The following is a 15753-nucleotide window of genomic DNA, read 5'->3' on the forward strand; positions in this document are numbered from 1 at the left end:
CGGGGAGCTGCAGCAGCTGGCCGCCCTGCTCGACGCGGCGGATGCGTTCGCCGGGCTCTGCTGGTGTGACGCCATGGACGCCGCGGGCGTCGTCGCGTACAACGTGGCGGACGGCCGTGCCGCTGGGCGGCTGGCGGACCTGGCGGCCACGGTGCGGGCGGACGGAACGGGGTGGTCCGACCCCGCTCGGGTGGCTCGGCTGTTCGCCATCGCGGCCGAGTGCGCCGGGTCGGATTGGTAATCCGATTGGTAATCCGATTCGCCCCGTCCGATCGGTAGTCCCGGGGTGCAGCGCCGTAGCGGACCCTGCTCGACATAGGTCCCGATCCCGCCGCGGCCTCACCGACCCGTTTGGCTGCACCGTCCGTGACGTTACCCTGCTAGCCGGTCCGGGCGTGTCACTCTGCGCTATGTTCGCTGGTCAGGCACCTGTTTTAATCTCGTTCGCTAGAGCCAATCGCAAGCACCACCTGCTGAAAACGTTCTACGGCGGCCCCGACGGGTGGCGGGACCGTCAAGAATCGGACGGCACGATCGTGTGGACCGCACCGACGGGCCACACCTACGTCAGCGTGCCCGGCAGTCGAATCCTGTTCCCCCGCACGCACATGGACACGCCACTCCCGGACCCGCCCCCGACCGAGAACACCGACCTCGATACGCCACCGGCGCCGGGGCGGGGTGTCATGATGCCCACCCGACGCCGCACCCGCGCCCAAAACCTGGCCCAGCAGATCGCCTACGAGCGGGCCCTCAACGAAGCCGACATCCAAGAAATCGCGGCCGCTCGAGAAGCCGCTGAGCGCCGCCGCGAAGAACGGCAAGCCAGGGAAGCCGCCGAAGCCGAAGAAACCGCCCAGGCCGCCGAATCCGCAGAGCAACAAGACATCCCACCACCGACACACTGACGCGTGAATAACCCTGAAAAAGCAAGACTTTCAGGGGTATTCACGCATGCTTTGGGCCTAGGCGAACCTCGTCTACGTGCTCAACCACAGCGGTCAACTCAGCTACCGGTATCGCGCCCATCACTTCGTACTTGTCCGGTCTCGACATGCCGGGTAGTCGGCAAACGTCATCGAACTTTCCACCCAGATACGTGACGTTGGCTTTGTCTCCGATGATCGCCAATGCGCAGATCCTGAGCTGGATATCGGTCAGGTGGTCGTGGACGTGGTGCGACCGCCCGCAGCCGGATCCTGCATCGGGTCGGGGTCGTCGAGTGGCGGCACGTCCTCGCCGTCGAGCACTTTGCGCATGCGGTCTTTGTCGAGTTGGCCCTCCCATGCCGCCACCACGAACGTCGCTACACAGTTGCCGAGCAGGTTCACCGAGACGCGCATCGAATCCATGATGCGGTCGGCACCCAGGAGCAGGGCCACGGCGGCGACCGGGATGGCCCCGTGGCCGATGGCGGCGACGGTTGCCGACAGTGCGAGGAACGACGAGCCGGGAACCCCGGCCATGCCCTTCGACGTCAGCATCAGCACCAGCACCGCGGTGATCTGCTCACCGAGGCTGAGGTTCACTCCCAATGCCTGGGCCAGGAACAGCACACAGATCGAGAGGTAGAGAGTCGCCCCGTCGAGATTGAACGAGTAGCCGGTCGGCACCACCAGACCTGTTGTGGTGCGCGAACAACCGGCTTTGTTCAACTTGGTCATGATCCGCGGTAACACCACCTCCGTCGAGGCGGTACCGAGTGCCAGGAACAGCTCGTCCTTGATGTACACGACGAACTTCCACAGGTTCACCCCCGCGAAGACCTTGACGATGACGCCGAGGATCACGATGAACAGGGCAGCCGCGAGATAGCAGCAGCCGATCAGTTTCGCGAAACTGCCCAGGGAGCCGATGCCGTACTGGCCGATGATGTAGGCCATCGCCCCGAAGGCGCCGATCGGTGCAAGTCGCATGACCCAGCCGATGACGGTGAAGAACAGATGGCTGAGGTGGTCGACGAATTCGAGGATGACGGGCGGACCCTTCTCGCCGAACTTGGCCAGCGCCAGTCCGAACAGGACGGCGAAGAACAACACCTGAAGCAGGTTGTTCTCGGTGAACGCCTTGAACACCGATTCCGGGATGATGTTGAGCAGAAAGTCGACGGTGTGCGGCAGTTCCTTGTTCTGGGTTTTCTTCGCCAGCGCGTCGGCGCCGCTCGCCAGTTTGTTGGGATCGACGTGGAACCCTGCCCCAGGTTCGACGATGTTGCCGATCACCAGCCCGAAGAGCAGCGCGAAGGTGGTGACGACTTCGAAGTAGATCAACGCTTTCCCGCCGATCCGGCCGACCGACTTGAGGTCGCCGACGTGTGCGATGCCCAGCACGACGGTGCAGAAGATGATCGGCGCGATCAGCATCTTGATGAGCTTTATGAAGCCGTCGGCGAACGGTTTGAGATCGGCGCCGATCTGCGGGTGCAGCCAGCCGACCAGGATTCCGGCGACGATCGCGACGAGCAGCTGCACGAAAAGCGAGGTGTACCACGGTGGCTTGTTCGCCAGCCGGATCATCTCGCTCTTGGGGGGTTCCATCGTGGTCGCCATCGCGCGAAAGTACTGATCCGGCATCACCGAGCGATTTCTGCGATGTTTCTGTGAGGTCGCGCAGGAGATATATGACGGGCTTGCCGTCAGATTCGTTCGGAGCCGTCGATCAGAATCACGTCGTTCGCCAACACCATTCGCAGCCGACGGTCTTCGGTGTCCGACGCGCCGTTGCTCCGGACGTACTTCAGGCGGCGTCAGTGGACAGGTCTGCTGACAGCACCTTGAGCGAGCATCGCGCCTTCCGTCAACGCCATGTCATCGAACTTTGGCGTCGACGGCAGGGTCCCAGCCGCTGCGCCAACTACGCTCGCCACGTGCTGATCGCAATCGAAGGCGTGGACGGTGCGGGGAAGAACACTCTGACGCAGGGTCTGCGCGCGCACCTGGAAGCCGCAGGCAAGTCGGTGGCCACGCTGGCGTTCCCGCGCTACGGCCGTTCGGTCGAGGCCGACATCGCCGCTGAGGCGCTGCACGGCCAGCACGGTGACCTGGCCGAGTCGGTGTACGCCATGGCGATGCTCTTCGCGCTCGACCGCGCGGGTGCCAAGGCTGAGATCGCGGAACTGAACACCAAGCACGATGTGGTCATCCTCGACCGCTACGTCGCCTCCAACGCCGCCTACAGCGCGGCGCGGCTGCATCAGGACGCCGACGGCGACGTCGTGGCCTGGGTGCGGCAGTTGGAGTTCGGGCGGTTGGCGCTGCCGGTGCCGGATTGGCAGCTCTATCTGAACGTGCCGACCGATCTCGCCGCGGAAAGGGCGGCTCGCCGGGAAGCTCAGGACGCTGCTCGGACGCGCGACGCCTACGAGCGCGACGGCGGTCTGCAGGGCCGCACGGGTGCGGTCTACGCCGCGCTGGCGGCCGAAAACTGGGTCGGCCGTTGGGCTTTGGTCGCGCCGGATGTCGACCCGGGCCAGTTGGCCACACAGCTGTTGGGCTGATCCGACCGCGCCAATTACCAGCAGGTTGTCAGGTAAGTGGCAAAACACCCATCGGAGATCACAGCTTTATCGCGATCTGGTGACACCATGGACGCCATGAGGCAACGCATTCTGGTCGTCGACGACGACCCATCTCTGGCCGAGATGCTCACCATCGTGCTGCGCGGTGAAGGCTTCGACACCGCCGTCATCGGTGACGGCAGCCAGGCGCTGACCGCGGTCCGCGAGCTGCGCCCGGATCTGGTGCTGTTGGACCTCATGCTGCCTGGAATGAACGGCATCGACGTGTGCCGTGTGCTGCGCGCCGACTCGGGCGTGCCGATCGTCATGCTGACCGCCAAGACCGACACGGTCGACGTGGTGCTGGGCCTGGAATCCGGCGCCGACGACTACGTCATGAAGCCCTTCAAGCCGAAGGAACTGGTGGCGCGGGTGCGGGCGCGGTTGCGCCGGAACGACGACGAGCCGGCGGAGATGCTGTCCATCGCCGACGTCGACATCGACGTGCCGGCGCACAAGGTGACGCGTCAGGGTGAGCAGATTTCGCTGACGCCGCTGGAGTTCGACCTGTTGGTCGCGCTCGCTCGCAAGCCGCGCCAGGTCTTCACTCGCGACGTGCTGCTCGAACAGGTGTGGGGCTACCGGCACCCGGCAGACACTCGCCTGGTGAACGTCCACGTCCAGCGGCTGCGGGCCAAGGTCGAGAAGGACCCGGAGAACCCGCAGGTGGTGCTGACCGTTCGAGGAGTGGGATACAAGGCCGGACCGCCGTGATCGGGCGTTGATCTGGGGTTCTCGGCGGCGTATCCGGGGCGGTTTCGGCTCGGGCGCCGTCGTGCGCGGTCTGGGTGCTGTCGGCCGGGTGGTCGGGTACGCCTGGCGCCGCTCGTTGCAGCTGCGCGTGGTGTCCCTGACATTGGGGCTGTCGCTGGCTGTCATTCTCGTGCTGGGTTTCGTGCTGACGAGCCAGATCACCGATCGCATCCTGGAATCCAAGGTGCGCGCCGGTACCGAGGAGATCGAGCACGCCCGCACCACGGTGAGTGGCATCGTCGGTGGTGAGGAGACGCGCTCGCTGGGCAGCAGCCTGCAGCTGGCGCGTAACACCCTCATCGACCGCAAGGTCGATTCGGGCTCGCGGCTGGCCGGTGCGTTCGACGCGGTGCTGGTGGTGCCGGGTGACGGTCCGCGCGCGGCCACGTCGGCCGGGCCGGTGGGGGAGATTCCGAACTCCTTGCGCGACTTCGTCAAAGCCGGCCAGGTCAGCTACCAGTACGCGACCGTCCACACCGAGGGCTTCTCCGGTCCCGCTCTGGTTGTCGGAAGCCCGGCCGGGGCTTCTGCGTCCCAGGTCACCAATCTCGAGCTGTACCTGATCTTTCCGCTGAGCAACGAAGAGAGCACCATCGCGCTGGTGCGCGGCACCATGGCCACCGGCGGCATCGTGTTGCTGGGCCTGCTCGCGGCCATCGCGTTGCTGGTGGCGCGGCAGATCGTGCTGCCGGTGCGCTCGGCGTCGCGCATCGCCGAGCGGTTCGCCGAAGGCCACCTCACCGAGCGCATGCCGGTGCGTGGTGAGGACGACATGGCGCGCCTGGCGGTGTCGTTCAACGACATGGCCGAGAGCCTGCACAAGCAGATCACCCAGCTCGAGGAGTTCGGAAATCTGCAGCGCCGCTTCACCTCTGACGTCAGCCACGAACTGCGGACGCCGCTGACGACGGTGCGCATGGCCGCGGATCTGATCTACGACCACAGCGAGGAGCTCGACCCGGCGCTGCGCCGTTCGACGGAGTTGATGGTCAACGAGTTGGACCGCTTCGAGACGCTGCTGGCCGATCTGCTGGAAATCTCGCGGCACGACGCCGGTGTGGCCGAGCTGTCGGTGGAATCTGTCGACCTGCGTGACACCGTGCAGAGCGCGCTCGACAACGTCGGGCACCTGGCCGACGACGCGAACATCAAACTCGCCGTGCATCTTCCGGACGAGGCCGTCATCGCAGAGGTCGATCCGCGCCGCGTCGAGCGCATCCTGCGCAACCTCATCGCCAACGCGATCGACCATGCCGAGAAGAAACCCGTTCAGATCAAGATGGCCGCCGACGTGGATACCGTGGCAGTGACGGTCCGCGATTTCGGCGTGGGCCTGCGACCGGGCGAGGAGAAGATGGTGTTCAGCCGGTTCTGGCGGTCCGACCCCTCACGGGTGCGGCGCTCCGGCGGCACCGGTCTGGGCCTGGCCATCAGCATCGAGGACGCCCGCTTGCACCAGGGCCGTCTGGAGGCCTGGGGCGAGCCTGGTCACGGCGCCTGCTTCCGGCTCACGCTGCCGCTGGTGCGTGGCCACAAGGTGACCACCAGCCCGCTGCCGCTCAAACCCACTGGGCCCAAATCGGTTACGGCCCTGTCGTCCGGGGAACTGCCCGCGGGGGACGCATCGTGAAAGGGGCATTCGCGGTCTGCGCGGTGCTGATGCTGGTGTTGACGGGGTGCGCCGGGGTACCCAGTTCGTCGGCGCCACAAGCGGTGGGCACCGTCGACCGGCCGGCGCCGCGGAACCTGCCGACGCCGTCGCCCGGCATGGACCCGGACCTCCTGCTGCGCGAATTCCTCAAGGCCACCGCCGATCCCGCGAACCGGCATCTCGCCGCACGTCAGTTCCTCACCGAATCGGCGTCCCGCTCCTGGGACGACGCCGGTAGCGCCCTGCTGATCGACCGCGTCGTGTTCGTGGAAACCCGTGGCACGGACAAGGTTTCGGTGACCATGCGCGCCGACATCCTGGGCTCCCTGTCGGACGTCGGGGTGTTCGAGACGGGGGAGGGCGCGCTGCCCGATCCGGGTCCCATCGACCTGGTGAAGACGCCGCGGGGCTGGCGCATCGACAAGCTGCCCAACGGAGTGTTTCTGGACTGGCAGCAGTTCCAGTCCACCTACAAGCGGGACACGCTGTACTTCGTCGACCCGACCGGCAAGACCGTCGTGCCCGATCCGCGATACGTCGCGGTGTCCGACTCCGACCAGCTGGCCACCGAGCTCGTCACCAAGCTGCTGTCGGGGCCGCGTCCCGAGATGGCCGGCAGCGTCCGGAATCTGATGGCCGCACCGCTGCGGCTGCGGGGTCCGGTGACCCGGGCCGACGGCGGTAAGACCGGTGTCGGGCGCGGCTACGGCGGCGCGCGCATCGACCTGGAGAGCCTGTCGACCACGGACCCGCACAGCCGGCAACTCCTTGCGGCACAGATCATTTGGACGCTCTTCCGGGCCGGCGTCAACGGCCCGTACGTCATCAACGCCGACGGCGCCGCCCTCGACGACCGCTTCGCCGAAGGCTGGAACACCTCCGACGTCGCGGCCACCGATCCAGGGGCCGATCCGGGGGCCGCGGCCGGCCTGCACGCCCTCGTGGGCGGCTCGCTGGTGTCCCTGGAAGGCGACAACGCGCCGCGTGTCGCCGGGGCCTTCGGGCAACTGCCGGGCCAGACGTCGTCCGCGCTGTCCCGCAGCGGGCAGGAGGTCGCCTCGGTGGTGACGCTGCGGCCCGGTGCCCCGGACATGGCGCAGTCGCTGTGGGTGGGCCCGGTGAACGGCGACGCCGCGCAGGCGCTCGACGCGCATACCCTGACGCGTCCCAGTTGGTCGCTCGACGACGCGATCTGGATCGTGGTCGACGGCACCAACGTCGTGCGCGCCATTCAGGAGGCGGCATCGGGCCAGCCCGCCCGCATCCCCGTCGACTCGTCGGCCGTGGCCACCAAGTTCCCCGGCCCGATCAGCGCGCTGCAGCTGTCGCGCGACGCCACGCGCGCTGCCATGGTGATCAACGGCCAGGTGATCCTGGCCGGCGTCGAGCAGGGGCAGGGCGGTCAGCTCGCGCTGACGTACCCGCGCCGGCTCGGATACGGCCTCGGCAACACCGCCCTGTCGCTGTCCTGGCGTACCGGCGACGACATCGTGGTGACCCGCACCGACGGGGCGCATCCGGTGTCGTACGTCAACCTCGACGGCGTGAACTCCGACGGACCGACCCGGAACCTGGTGGCCCCGGTGTCCACGGCCGCGGCCAACACCTCGACGGTGTACCTCGCCGACCAGCGCGGCATCCTGCAGCTGTCGGGCTCGGCGGCGGACAACAACCTGATGTGGACCGATGTCCGGCCACTGATGATCGCCGGCGCGCTGCCGGTGCTGCCGGGCTGAGCCGGACCTGTCACACCCCGGCGGCATGCTGACCCCATGCTCGACCTGGTCCTGCCCGTCGAATGCGGTGGCTGCGGCGCGCCGTCGACCCGCTGGTGTGCCGCCTGTGCAGCGGAACTGACCGTCCGCCCCGACGAGCCGCACGTGGTGACGCCCCGGGAGGACCCCGGGGTGCCGGTCTTCGCGCTCGGGCGCTACGCCGGGGCCAGACGACGCGCCATCGTGGGACTCAAGGAGCACGGCCGCACCGACCTGGTCCCGCCACTGGCCGACGCCGTCGCCGCGGCGCTGCGCACCCTGATCGGTTGGGGCCTCATCGCGGCGCCGCTGACAGTCGTGCCAGCGCCGACCCGGAGCCTGGCCGCCCGTCGCCGTGGTGGTGACCCCGTGGCGAAGATCGCCCGCGCCGCGGCCGGCGGGATACCGGGCGTCACGGTCGAGCCGGCGTTGGCCATGCGGGCCTTCACCCGTGATTCGGTCGGCCTCTCCAGTGCGCAAAGACAACGCAACATCCGCGGCCGGGTCCGGCAACGAACTCCGGTGCGCGGGGAGGTGCTCGTGTTCGACGACGTGGTGACCACGGGTGCCACTGCGGCCGAAGCGGTTCGGGTCCTGCAAACGTCCGGGGCCGTGGTGTGGGGTGTGCTCGCAATAGCACACGCATGAGCCCGGAGGCGGCAGGACACGGCCCGCGGGGTACCTACATCAACTCGATATGAAGTTCTCAAAACCGGTATGCGAAATCGGTGGCACGACTAGGTGAACTCGGACTACCGTCGGCTGCAACCACCCGTGAAGCCTCACGGCGGTACCGACATATTCACTCGGTACCAAATCGCTGACAGCGGTAGGAGGTGAGTACTCAACACCTTGCGCCGGGCTGCGGCGACTTGCAGACCCGCCCGGCGCGTAGTTCAGACCGTGTGCAAGAAGAGCCACACGTGCACTGCGAGAGAGAAGCGAGTTGCTAAGCATGTCAACCCAATCCGTGGATTCTGCCCGCTCGACCATGTTTGCCGATGACACCGAGGCTGCGCCGGAACCGCACGCCGACGTCGTCGTCAAGGGCCGTAACGTCGAAGTCCCCGAACATTTCCGCATCTACGTTTCCGAGAAGCTTTCCAGGCTGGAACGCTTCGATCGCACCATCTATCTGTTCGACGTCGAACTCGACCACGAGAAGAACCGGCGCCAGCGCAAGAACTGCCAGCACGTCGAGATCACCGCCCGCGGCCGTGGACCGGTCGTGCGTGGCGAGGGCTGCGCCGACAGCTTCTACGCCGCGCTCGAGTCGGCAGTCAGCAAACTCGAGAACCGCCTGCGGCGCAGCAAGGACCGCCGCAAGATTCACTATGGCGACAAGACCCCGGTGGGGCTCGCCGAGGCGACGTCCATCGTCCCGCCCGAAGACCTGCCCGCGGCGCCGAGCCAGGCGGCCCCCGCCGATCTCGACGACCATGTCCCAGGCCAGGTGGTCCGCGTCAAGGAACACCCCGCCAACCCGATGACGGTCGACGACGCCCTCTACGAGATGGAGCTCGTCGGACACGACTTCTTCCTGTTCCATGACAAGGAGAGCGACCGGCCGACGGTGGTCTACCGCCGACACGCCTACGACTACGGCTTGATCCGCCTGTCCTGACGTCCCGCTGATGCGCCCCCGGCCGAACCGCCGGGGGCGCACTCTTATCTGCCGATTCCCCCGGTCACCTACGATGGTCACGTCTAACCCGCTGACGTATATCCGTTCCAGACCCACAGGGGAAAAGCGTGCTGTCGAAGTTGCTCCGCATCGGTGAAGGTCGCATGGTCAAGCGCCTGCAAAAGGTCGCCGCCTATGTCAACACCTTGTCCGATGACGTCGAGAAGCTGTCGGACGACGAGCTGCGCGGCAAGACCGAAGAGTTCAAGAAGCGCATCGCCGACGGAGAGTCGCTCGACGACCTGCTGCCCGAAGCCTTCGCCGTTGCCCGCGAGGCGGCCTGGCGGGTGCTGGACCAGCGCCATTTCGATGTCCAGGTGATGGGCGGCGCCGCGCTGCACTACGGCAACGTCGCCGAGATGAAGACCGGTGAGGGCAAGACCCTGACCTGTGTGCTCCCGGCCTACCTCAACGCACTCTCCGGCAAGGGTGTGCACGTCGTCACCGTCAACGACTACCTGGCCAAGCGCGACAGCGAGTGGATGGGCCGCGTGCACCGCTTCCTCGGCCTCGACGTCGGGGTGATCCTGTCGCAGATGACGCCCGAGGAGCGGCGCGCCGCGTACAACGCCGACATCACCTACGGCACCAACAACGAGTTCGGTTTCGACTACCTGCGCGACAACATGGCGCACTCGACCGACGACATGGTGCAGCGGGGCCACAACTTCGCCATCGTCGACGAGGTCGACTCGATCCTCATCGACGAGGCCCGTACGCCGCTGATCATCTCGGGCCCGGCCGACGGCGCGTCGAACTGGTACACCGAGTTCGCGCGCATCGCGCCGCTCATGGAGAAGGACGTCCACTACGAGGTCGACATCCGCAAGCGCACCATCGGCGTGCACGAGGCCGGGGTGGAGTTCGTCGAGAACCAGCTCGGCATCGACAACCTCTACGAGGCCGCCAATTCCCCGCTGGTCAGCTACCTGAACAACGCCATCAAGGCCAAGGAACTGTTCCAGCGCGACAAGGACTACATCGTCCGCGACGGCGAGGTCGTCATCGTCGACGAGTTCACCGGCCGTGTGCTGGTCGGCCGCCGCTACAACGAGGGCATGCACCAGGCCATCGAGGCCAAGGAGCACGTCGAGATCAAGGCCGAGAACCAGACTCTGGCCACCATCACGCTGCAGAACTACTTCCGCCTCTACGACAAGCTGTCCGGCATGACCGGTACCGCCGAGACCGAGGCCGCTGAGCTGCACGAGATCTACAAGCTCGGCGTGGTGCAGATCCCCACCAACCGGGAGATGATCCGCCAGGACCAGTCGGACCTGATCTACAAGACCGAAGAGGCCAAGTACATCGCCGTCGTCGACGACGTGCAGGAGCGCTACGAGAAGGGCCAGCCGGTCCTGATCGGTACCACCAGCGTCGAGCGCTCGGAGTACCTGTCCAAGCAGTTCACCAAGCGCCGCATCCCGCACAACGTGCTCAACGCCAAGTACCACGAGCAGGAGGCGAGCATCATCGCCGAGGCCGGCCGGCTGAAGGCCGTCACGGTCGCCACCAACATGGCCGGCCGCGGTACCGACATCGTGTTGGGCGGCAACGTCGACTTCATCGCCGACGCGCGGCTGCGCAAGCGCGGCCTGGACCCCGTCGAGACGCCCGAAGAGTACGAAGCGGCCTGGCACGAGGAACTGCCGAAGGTCAAGAAGCTGGTCGAGGAAGAGGCCGCGAAGGTCCGCGAGGTCGGTGGCCTGTACGTGCTGGGCACCGAACGCCACGAGTCCCGTCGTATCGACAACCAGCTGCGCGGTCGCTCCGGCCGTCAGGGCGACCCGGGCGAGTCGCGGTTCTTCCTCTCGCTGTCCGACGAGCTGATGCGCCGCTTCAACGGCGCCACCCTCGAAGCGCTGCTGACCCGGCTGAACCTGCCGGACGACGTGCCGATCGAGGCCAAGATGGTGACCCGCGCGATCAAGAGCGCGCAGACCCAGGTCGAAGGGCAGAACTTCGAGGTCCGCAAGAACGTCCTCAAGTACGACGAGGTGATGAACCAGCAGCGCAAGGTCATCTACCGCGAGCGCAAGATGATCCTGGAGGGCGACGACCTTCAGAAGGAAGCGCACCAGATGCTGGTCGACGTCATCACCGCGTACGTCGACGGCGCCACCGCCGAGGGCTACGCCGAGGACTGGGACCTGGGCAAGCTGTGGGACGCGCTCAAGACGCTGTACCCGGTGGGCCTGGACTACCACGACCTGATCGACTCGGACGCGGTCGGCGAGCCGGGCGAGCTGACCCAGGACGAGCTGCGCGAGGCCCTGATCGCCGACGCTGAAAAGGCTTACGCCAAGCGCGAAGCCGACCTGGAGGCCATCGCCGGCCCGGGCGCCATGCGGCAGCTGGAGCGCAGCGTCCTGCTCAACGTCATCGACCGCAAGTGGCGTGAGCACCTCTACGAGATGGACTACCTCAAGGAGGGCATCGGCCTGCGGGCCATGGCGCAGCGCGACCCGCTGGTCGAGTACCAGCGTGAGGGTTACGACATGTTCATGGGCATGCTCGACGGGCTGAAGGAAGAGTCGGTCGGGTTCCTGTTCAACGTGCAGGTCGAGGCGCAGCAGGCGCCGCAGGTGGCCCCGGTCGCCGCGCCGCAGGGGCTCGCGCAGTTCGCCGCCGAGGCCGAGCAGAACGCCGCTGAGGAGCAGGCCGCGCCGGCAGCATTGCGCGCCAAGGGAATTGAGAACAAGGCGCCGGCCATGACGTACACCGGTCCGGGCGAGGACGGGTCCGCCGAGGTCCGTCGTCCGGGCGGCGGGCGGCATGCCGCAGGTGTCGGGTCACGGCGGGAGCGTCGTGAGGCGGCCCGCAAGCAGAAGCGGGGCTGATCACCTAACCCAGCTGCAGGGCCACGAATTGCCAACGCCCGCCGACCATTTCGACGCGGCCGGCAGCGGCGTGCAGTCGTGGCCCGCGGCTGAAGGTGGCGAACACCTCGACCGCGGTGGCGAGCCCGTCCTGTTCGCGGGCGGTGCGTAGCCGCACCCGGCGCAGCACCGCCGCGCCGTCGGCGCGGGTCTGCCGGGGCCACGACGCCATGGCCTCGAACAGCGGCGTGATGGCCAGCGGGCGCAATTGCGCTGTCGGACGGCGGCCGTCGCTGACCTCGAGCACCCGGCGCAGCGCGGCGTCGGCGAAGACCAGCGCCGTTGCCGGCGGCGCCGCGCCCAGGTGCGGTTCGGCAGGGTTGAATTCGGGTACGGAGTCCGGCACCACGCGCAGCAGATCGGCGGCGGACGTCCTGGTGCCCGCCACGATGGGCGGGGGCTCGTAGTCGACGATCGGCGCCGTCAGCTCGATGTCGATGCGGGTCGATGCGGTCATGAATTCTCCAGCGGTCGGTCAGATCGGTGACGGCATCTGCTGGAGAGTTGCAGACTGCTAAATCATCGCACCGGATTCCTCTGGCGCTCGACGCCAATTCGCCGGTCCGGTGCTGCGAGGGGCAGGCCCCGGGGATACCGTGACGGGGTCGTTCCGGAGGAGGGTGAAGGGGGAGCTGGCTGCATGGTGACCCGGTTGTCGGCGGCAGACGCGTCGTTCTACGGGCTGGAAGACTCATCGACACCCATGTATGTCGGGACGCTGTCCATCTTGCGGCGGCCGCGGGCCGGCCTGAGTTACGAGACACTGCTGGCGACCGTCGAGGCCCGACTTCCGCAGATCCCGCGCTACCGGCAGAAGGTCCGCGAGGTCACGCTCGGCCTGGCCCGGCCGGTCTGGGTCGACGACCGCGACTTCGACATCACCTACCACATCCGGCGCTCGGCGCTGCCGTCCCCGGGAAGCGATGCCCAGCTGCACGATCTGGTGGCCCGGCTGGGATCGCGGCCGCTGGACAAGACCCGACCGCTGTGGGAGATGTGCCTGGTCGAAGGGCTCTCCGACAACCGCCTCGCGATCTACACCAAGACCCACCAGGCCCTCGTCAACGGCATGACGGCGCTGGAGATCGGGCACGTCATCGCCGACCGGACCCAGAAGCCGCCCGAGTTCGGCGAGGACATCTGGATTCCGGGCCGCGAGCCCAGCGACGTCTCGCTGCTGCTGGGGGCCATCGGTGAGTGGATCGCCCGGCCGACGGCCCAGCTGGCTGCGGTGCAGTCCGCGGCAGCGGACATGATCTCCAGCACCGAGCAGTTCGTCGAGGCCGGCCGGCGCGTCATCGACATGGCGCGCACCATGGTGCGGGGTACCGCTCCCAGCAGCCCGCTCAACGCCACCGTGTCGCGCAACCGGCGGTTCACCGTCGCCAAGCACGAGCTCGAGGAGTACCGGCAGCTGCGGACCCGCTTCGAGTGCGACGTCAACGACGTCGTGCTGTCGGTGGTGACCGGCGCACTGCGCAACTGGTTGATGTCCCGCGGCCAATCGGTGTCGACGGGCCTGACGGTGCGGGCCATGGCGCCCATGTCGGTGTACCCCGAGACCGACCACCTGGAGACCGCCGGCCCGGGCCAGGCGATCAGCGAGGTGACGCCTTTCCTGGTGGACCTGCCGGTGGGGGAGAACAACGCGCTGGTCCGGCTGTCCCAGATCGCGCACGCCACCGAGACCCAGGCCACGACGACCACCCCGGTCGACGCACGCACCATCGTCACACTGTCGGGGTTCGCGCCGCCGACGCTGCACGCCATGGGCACCCGGGTCGCGACGAGCTTCCCGGCACGCCAGTTCAACCTGCTGATCACCAACGTGCCGGGCGCGCAGAAGCAGATGTACGTGGCGGGCACCAAGCTGCTGGACACCTACGCCGTGCCGCCGCTGCTCAACAACCAGGTGCTGGCGCTCGGCATCACGTCGTACAACGGCAGCCTCTATTACGGCATCAACGCCGATCGCGAGGCCATGAGCGACGTCGACGTGTTCCCCGGCCTGCTGCGCGAAGCGCTCGACGAGCTGCGGGAGGTGGCGCGCTGATGGCGTCGAAGAAGGCGCGGAAGATCCCGAACGACGTCTACGAAGCCGAGATCTTCCGGCTGCAGACCGAGCTGGTGAAGCTGCAGGAGTGGGTGCGCGCCACCGGCGCCCGCATCGTCATCGTCTTCGAGGGGCGCGACGCCGCGGGCAAGGGCGGCACCATCAAGCGCATCACCGAATACCTGAGTCCGCGGATCGCCCGGGTTGCGGCGCTGCCCGCGCCGAGTGACCGGGAGCGGGGCGAGTGGTACTACCAGCGCTACATCGCGCACCTGCCGGCCAAGGGCGAGATCGTGCTGTTCGACCGGTCCTGGTACAACCGGGCCGGCGTGGAGACGGTCATGGGGTTCTGCACCCCGCAGGAGCATGCGCTGTTCCTGCGGCAGACCCCGATCTTCGAGCAGATGCTGATCGACGACGGCATCATCCTGCGCAAGTACTGGTTCTCGGTGTCCGACGCCGAACAGCTGAAGCGGTTCCGGTCCCGCCTCAACGATCCAGTCCGGCAGTGGAAGCTCTCGCCCATGGACCTCGAGTCGGTGTACCGCTGGGAGGACTATTCGCGGGCCAAGGACCAGATGATGGTCCATTGCGATACGCCGCAGAGTCCCTGGTTCGTCGTCGAATCCGACGTGAAGAAGCACGCGCGGCTGAACATGATCGCGCATCTGTTGTCGACCATCCCGTACACCGCGGTCGAGCATTCGAAAGTGGAGCTGCCGGAGCGTCCGGTGGTGACGGGTACGTACGTCCGGCCGTCACGGGAACTCACCACCTATGTGCCAGATCACGTCGCCGAGCTGATGGGCGATCCCGAGAGATCCCTTTAGAGTGCCCTGGTGCGTGTCTACATTCCGGCGACCCTGGCCATGCTGTCGCAACTCGTGGCCGACGGAGTGATGCCGGCCCGCAGCGGGACCGCGTTCGCGGTGACTCCGACGCTGCGCGAGGCCTACGCGCACGGCGACGAGGACGAACTCGGCGAGATCGCCTTGCAGGAGGCGGCGCTGGCGTCGCTGCGGCTGCTGGCTGGTGAGGGCGTGGGCGGCGAGGACGGCGGATTGCCGCCGCGGCGCGCGGTCCTGGTGGCCGAGGCCGAGGGTGTGACGGTGCGCCCGGATCTCGACGACGCGGTGGTGCGGCTGGCCGGGCCGGTCGCGCTGGCCGATGTGGTCGCGGCGTACGTCGACAACGCGGCGGCGGAGCCTGCGGTGCTTGCTGCGGTCGCGGTGGTCGACGCCGCGGACCTCGGGGACGAGGACGCCGAGCTCACTGTCGGAGATGCTCAGGATCACGATCTGGCGTGGTACGCCGCTCAAGAGTTACCGTTTTTGTTGGAACTGCTGTAGCCATTCGGGTATGGCCGGCGGGGCAGCTACTTGCGCGTAGGTTACGGTACCGTAGGTTAGGACGAGCTAAACCT

13 protein-coding genes and 1 pseudogene are annotated in these 15753 nt (G+C 67.3%); 12 read left to right on the forward strand and 2 right to left on the reverse strand.

Annotation, left to right across the window (positions count from 1 at the left end):
- Together EB75_RS29485 and EB75_RS27035 are read left to right on the forward strand one after the other, a co-directional pair.
- Positions 1–241 (forward strand): annotated as a pseudogene (locus tag EB75_RS29485) (hypothetical protein); the annotation flags it as partial.
- A gap of 295 nt (positions 242–536) precedes the next feature.
- Positions 537–908, forward strand: a complete 372-nt coding sequence (locus EB75_RS27035) for a hypothetical protein (protein ID WP_502689404.1) — start codon at positions 537–539, stop codon at positions 906–908.
- Positions 909–1157: 249 nt separating this feature from the next.
- Here the strand turns inward: EB75_RS27035 and dctA are convergent, their stop codons facing one another.
- A complete protein-coding gene (gene dctA / locus EB75_RS27040; RefSeq protein WP_073698330.1) occupies positions 1158–2549 on the reverse strand; it encodes a C4-dicarboxylate transporter DctA in 1392 nt (463 codons plus the stop codon).
- Positions 2550–2866: 317 nt separating this feature from the next.
- Between dctA and EB75_RS27045 the strand changes: the two genes are divergently transcribed.
- The 7 genes from EB75_RS27045 to secA all read left to right on the forward strand — a co-directional run bounded on the left by EB75_RS27045 (position 2867) and on the right by secA (position 12238).
- Entirely contained in the window at positions 2867–3496 is a 630-nt protein-coding gene (locus EB75_RS27045) for a dTMP kinase (protein ID WP_073698331.1), read from the forward strand.
- A gap of 87 nt (positions 3497–3583) precedes the next feature.
- Positions 3584–4270 (forward strand): two-component system response regulator MtrA, encoded by a 687-nt coding sequence (gene mtrA / locus EB75_RS27050; protein WP_020102929.1) that lies wholly within the window; start codon positions 3584–3586, stop codon positions 4268–4270.
- 7 nt (positions 4271–4277) lie between these two features.
- Positions 4278–5939: an MtrAB system histidine kinase MtrB gene (mtrB, locus tag EB75_RS27055; RefSeq protein ID WP_073698305.1), complete on the forward strand. Its 1662-nt coding sequence runs from the start codon at positions 4278–4280 to the stop codon at positions 5937–5939.
- Entirely contained in the window at positions 5936–7696 is a 1761-nt protein-coding gene (gene lpqB, locus EB75_RS27060) for an MtrAB system accessory lipoprotein LpqB (RefSeq protein ID WP_142239848.1), read from the forward strand. The genes mtrB and lpqB overlap by 4 nt, the downstream gene beginning before the upstream one ends.
- Positions 7697–7732: 36 nt before the next feature.
- Positions 7733–8362 carry a ComF family protein gene (locus EB75_RS27065; protein ID WP_073698307.1) on the forward strand — a complete coding sequence of 210 codons (630 nt, stop codon included), beginning with the start codon at positions 7733–7735 and terminating at the stop codon, positions 8360–8362.
- 343 nt (positions 8363–8705) lie between these two features.
- Positions 8706–9338: a ribosome hibernation-promoting factor, HPF/YfiA family gene (hpf, locus tag EB75_RS27070; protein WP_502689405.1), complete on the forward strand. Its 633-nt coding sequence runs from the start codon at positions 8706–8708 to the stop codon at positions 9336–9338.
- 128 nt (positions 9339–9466) lie between these two features.
- The gene (gene secA / locus EB75_RS27075) at positions 9467–12238 is read left to right on the forward strand and encodes a preprotein translocase subunit SecA (RefSeq protein WP_073698309.1); all 2772 of its coding nucleotides are present in this window, start codon (positions 9467–9469) and stop codon (positions 12236–12238) included.
- A 4-nt stretch (positions 12239–12242) separates the two neighbouring features.
- Here secA and EB75_RS27080 read toward each other — a convergent pair whose 3' ends face one another.
- The gene (locus EB75_RS27080) at positions 12243–12734 is read right to left on the reverse strand and encodes an Rv3235 family protein (protein ID WP_073698310.1); all 492 of its coding nucleotides are present in this window, start codon (positions 12732–12734) and stop codon (positions 12243–12245) included.
- Positions 12735–12917: 183 nt separating this feature from the next.
- Here EB75_RS27080 and EB75_RS27085 point away from each other — a divergent pair, with 183 nt between their 5' ends.
- Genes EB75_RS27085 through EB75_RS27095 form a run of 3 tightly spaced genes read left to right on the forward strand, consistent with a single transcriptional unit; the run spans position 12918 to position 15679 of the window.
- Positions 12918–14330: a WS/DGAT/MGAT family O-acyltransferase gene (locus EB75_RS27085; protein WP_073698311.1), complete on the forward strand. Its 1413-nt coding sequence runs from the start codon at positions 12918–12920 to the stop codon at positions 14328–14330.
- Positions 14330–15160, forward strand: coding sequence for a polyphosphate kinase 2 (gene ppk2 / locus EB75_RS27090; RefSeq protein WP_073698312.1), 831 nt, complete (start codon positions 14330–14332; stop codon positions 15158–15160). Before EB75_RS27085 ends, ppk2 begins: the two co-directional genes overlap by 1 nt.
- A 6-nt stretch (positions 15161–15166) precedes the next feature.
- Positions 15167–15679, forward strand: coding sequence for a DUF6912 family protein (locus tag EB75_RS27095; protein ID WP_174557737.1), 513 nt, complete (start codon positions 15167–15169; stop codon positions 15677–15679).
- Positions 15680–15753 lie beyond the last annotated feature (74 nt).

The sequence above is a fragment of the Mycobacterium sp. ST-F2 genome (genome assembly GCF_001905655.1).
Taxonomy (GTDB): domain Bacteria; phylum Actinomycetota; class Actinomycetes; order Mycobacteriales; family Mycobacteriaceae; genus Mycobacterium.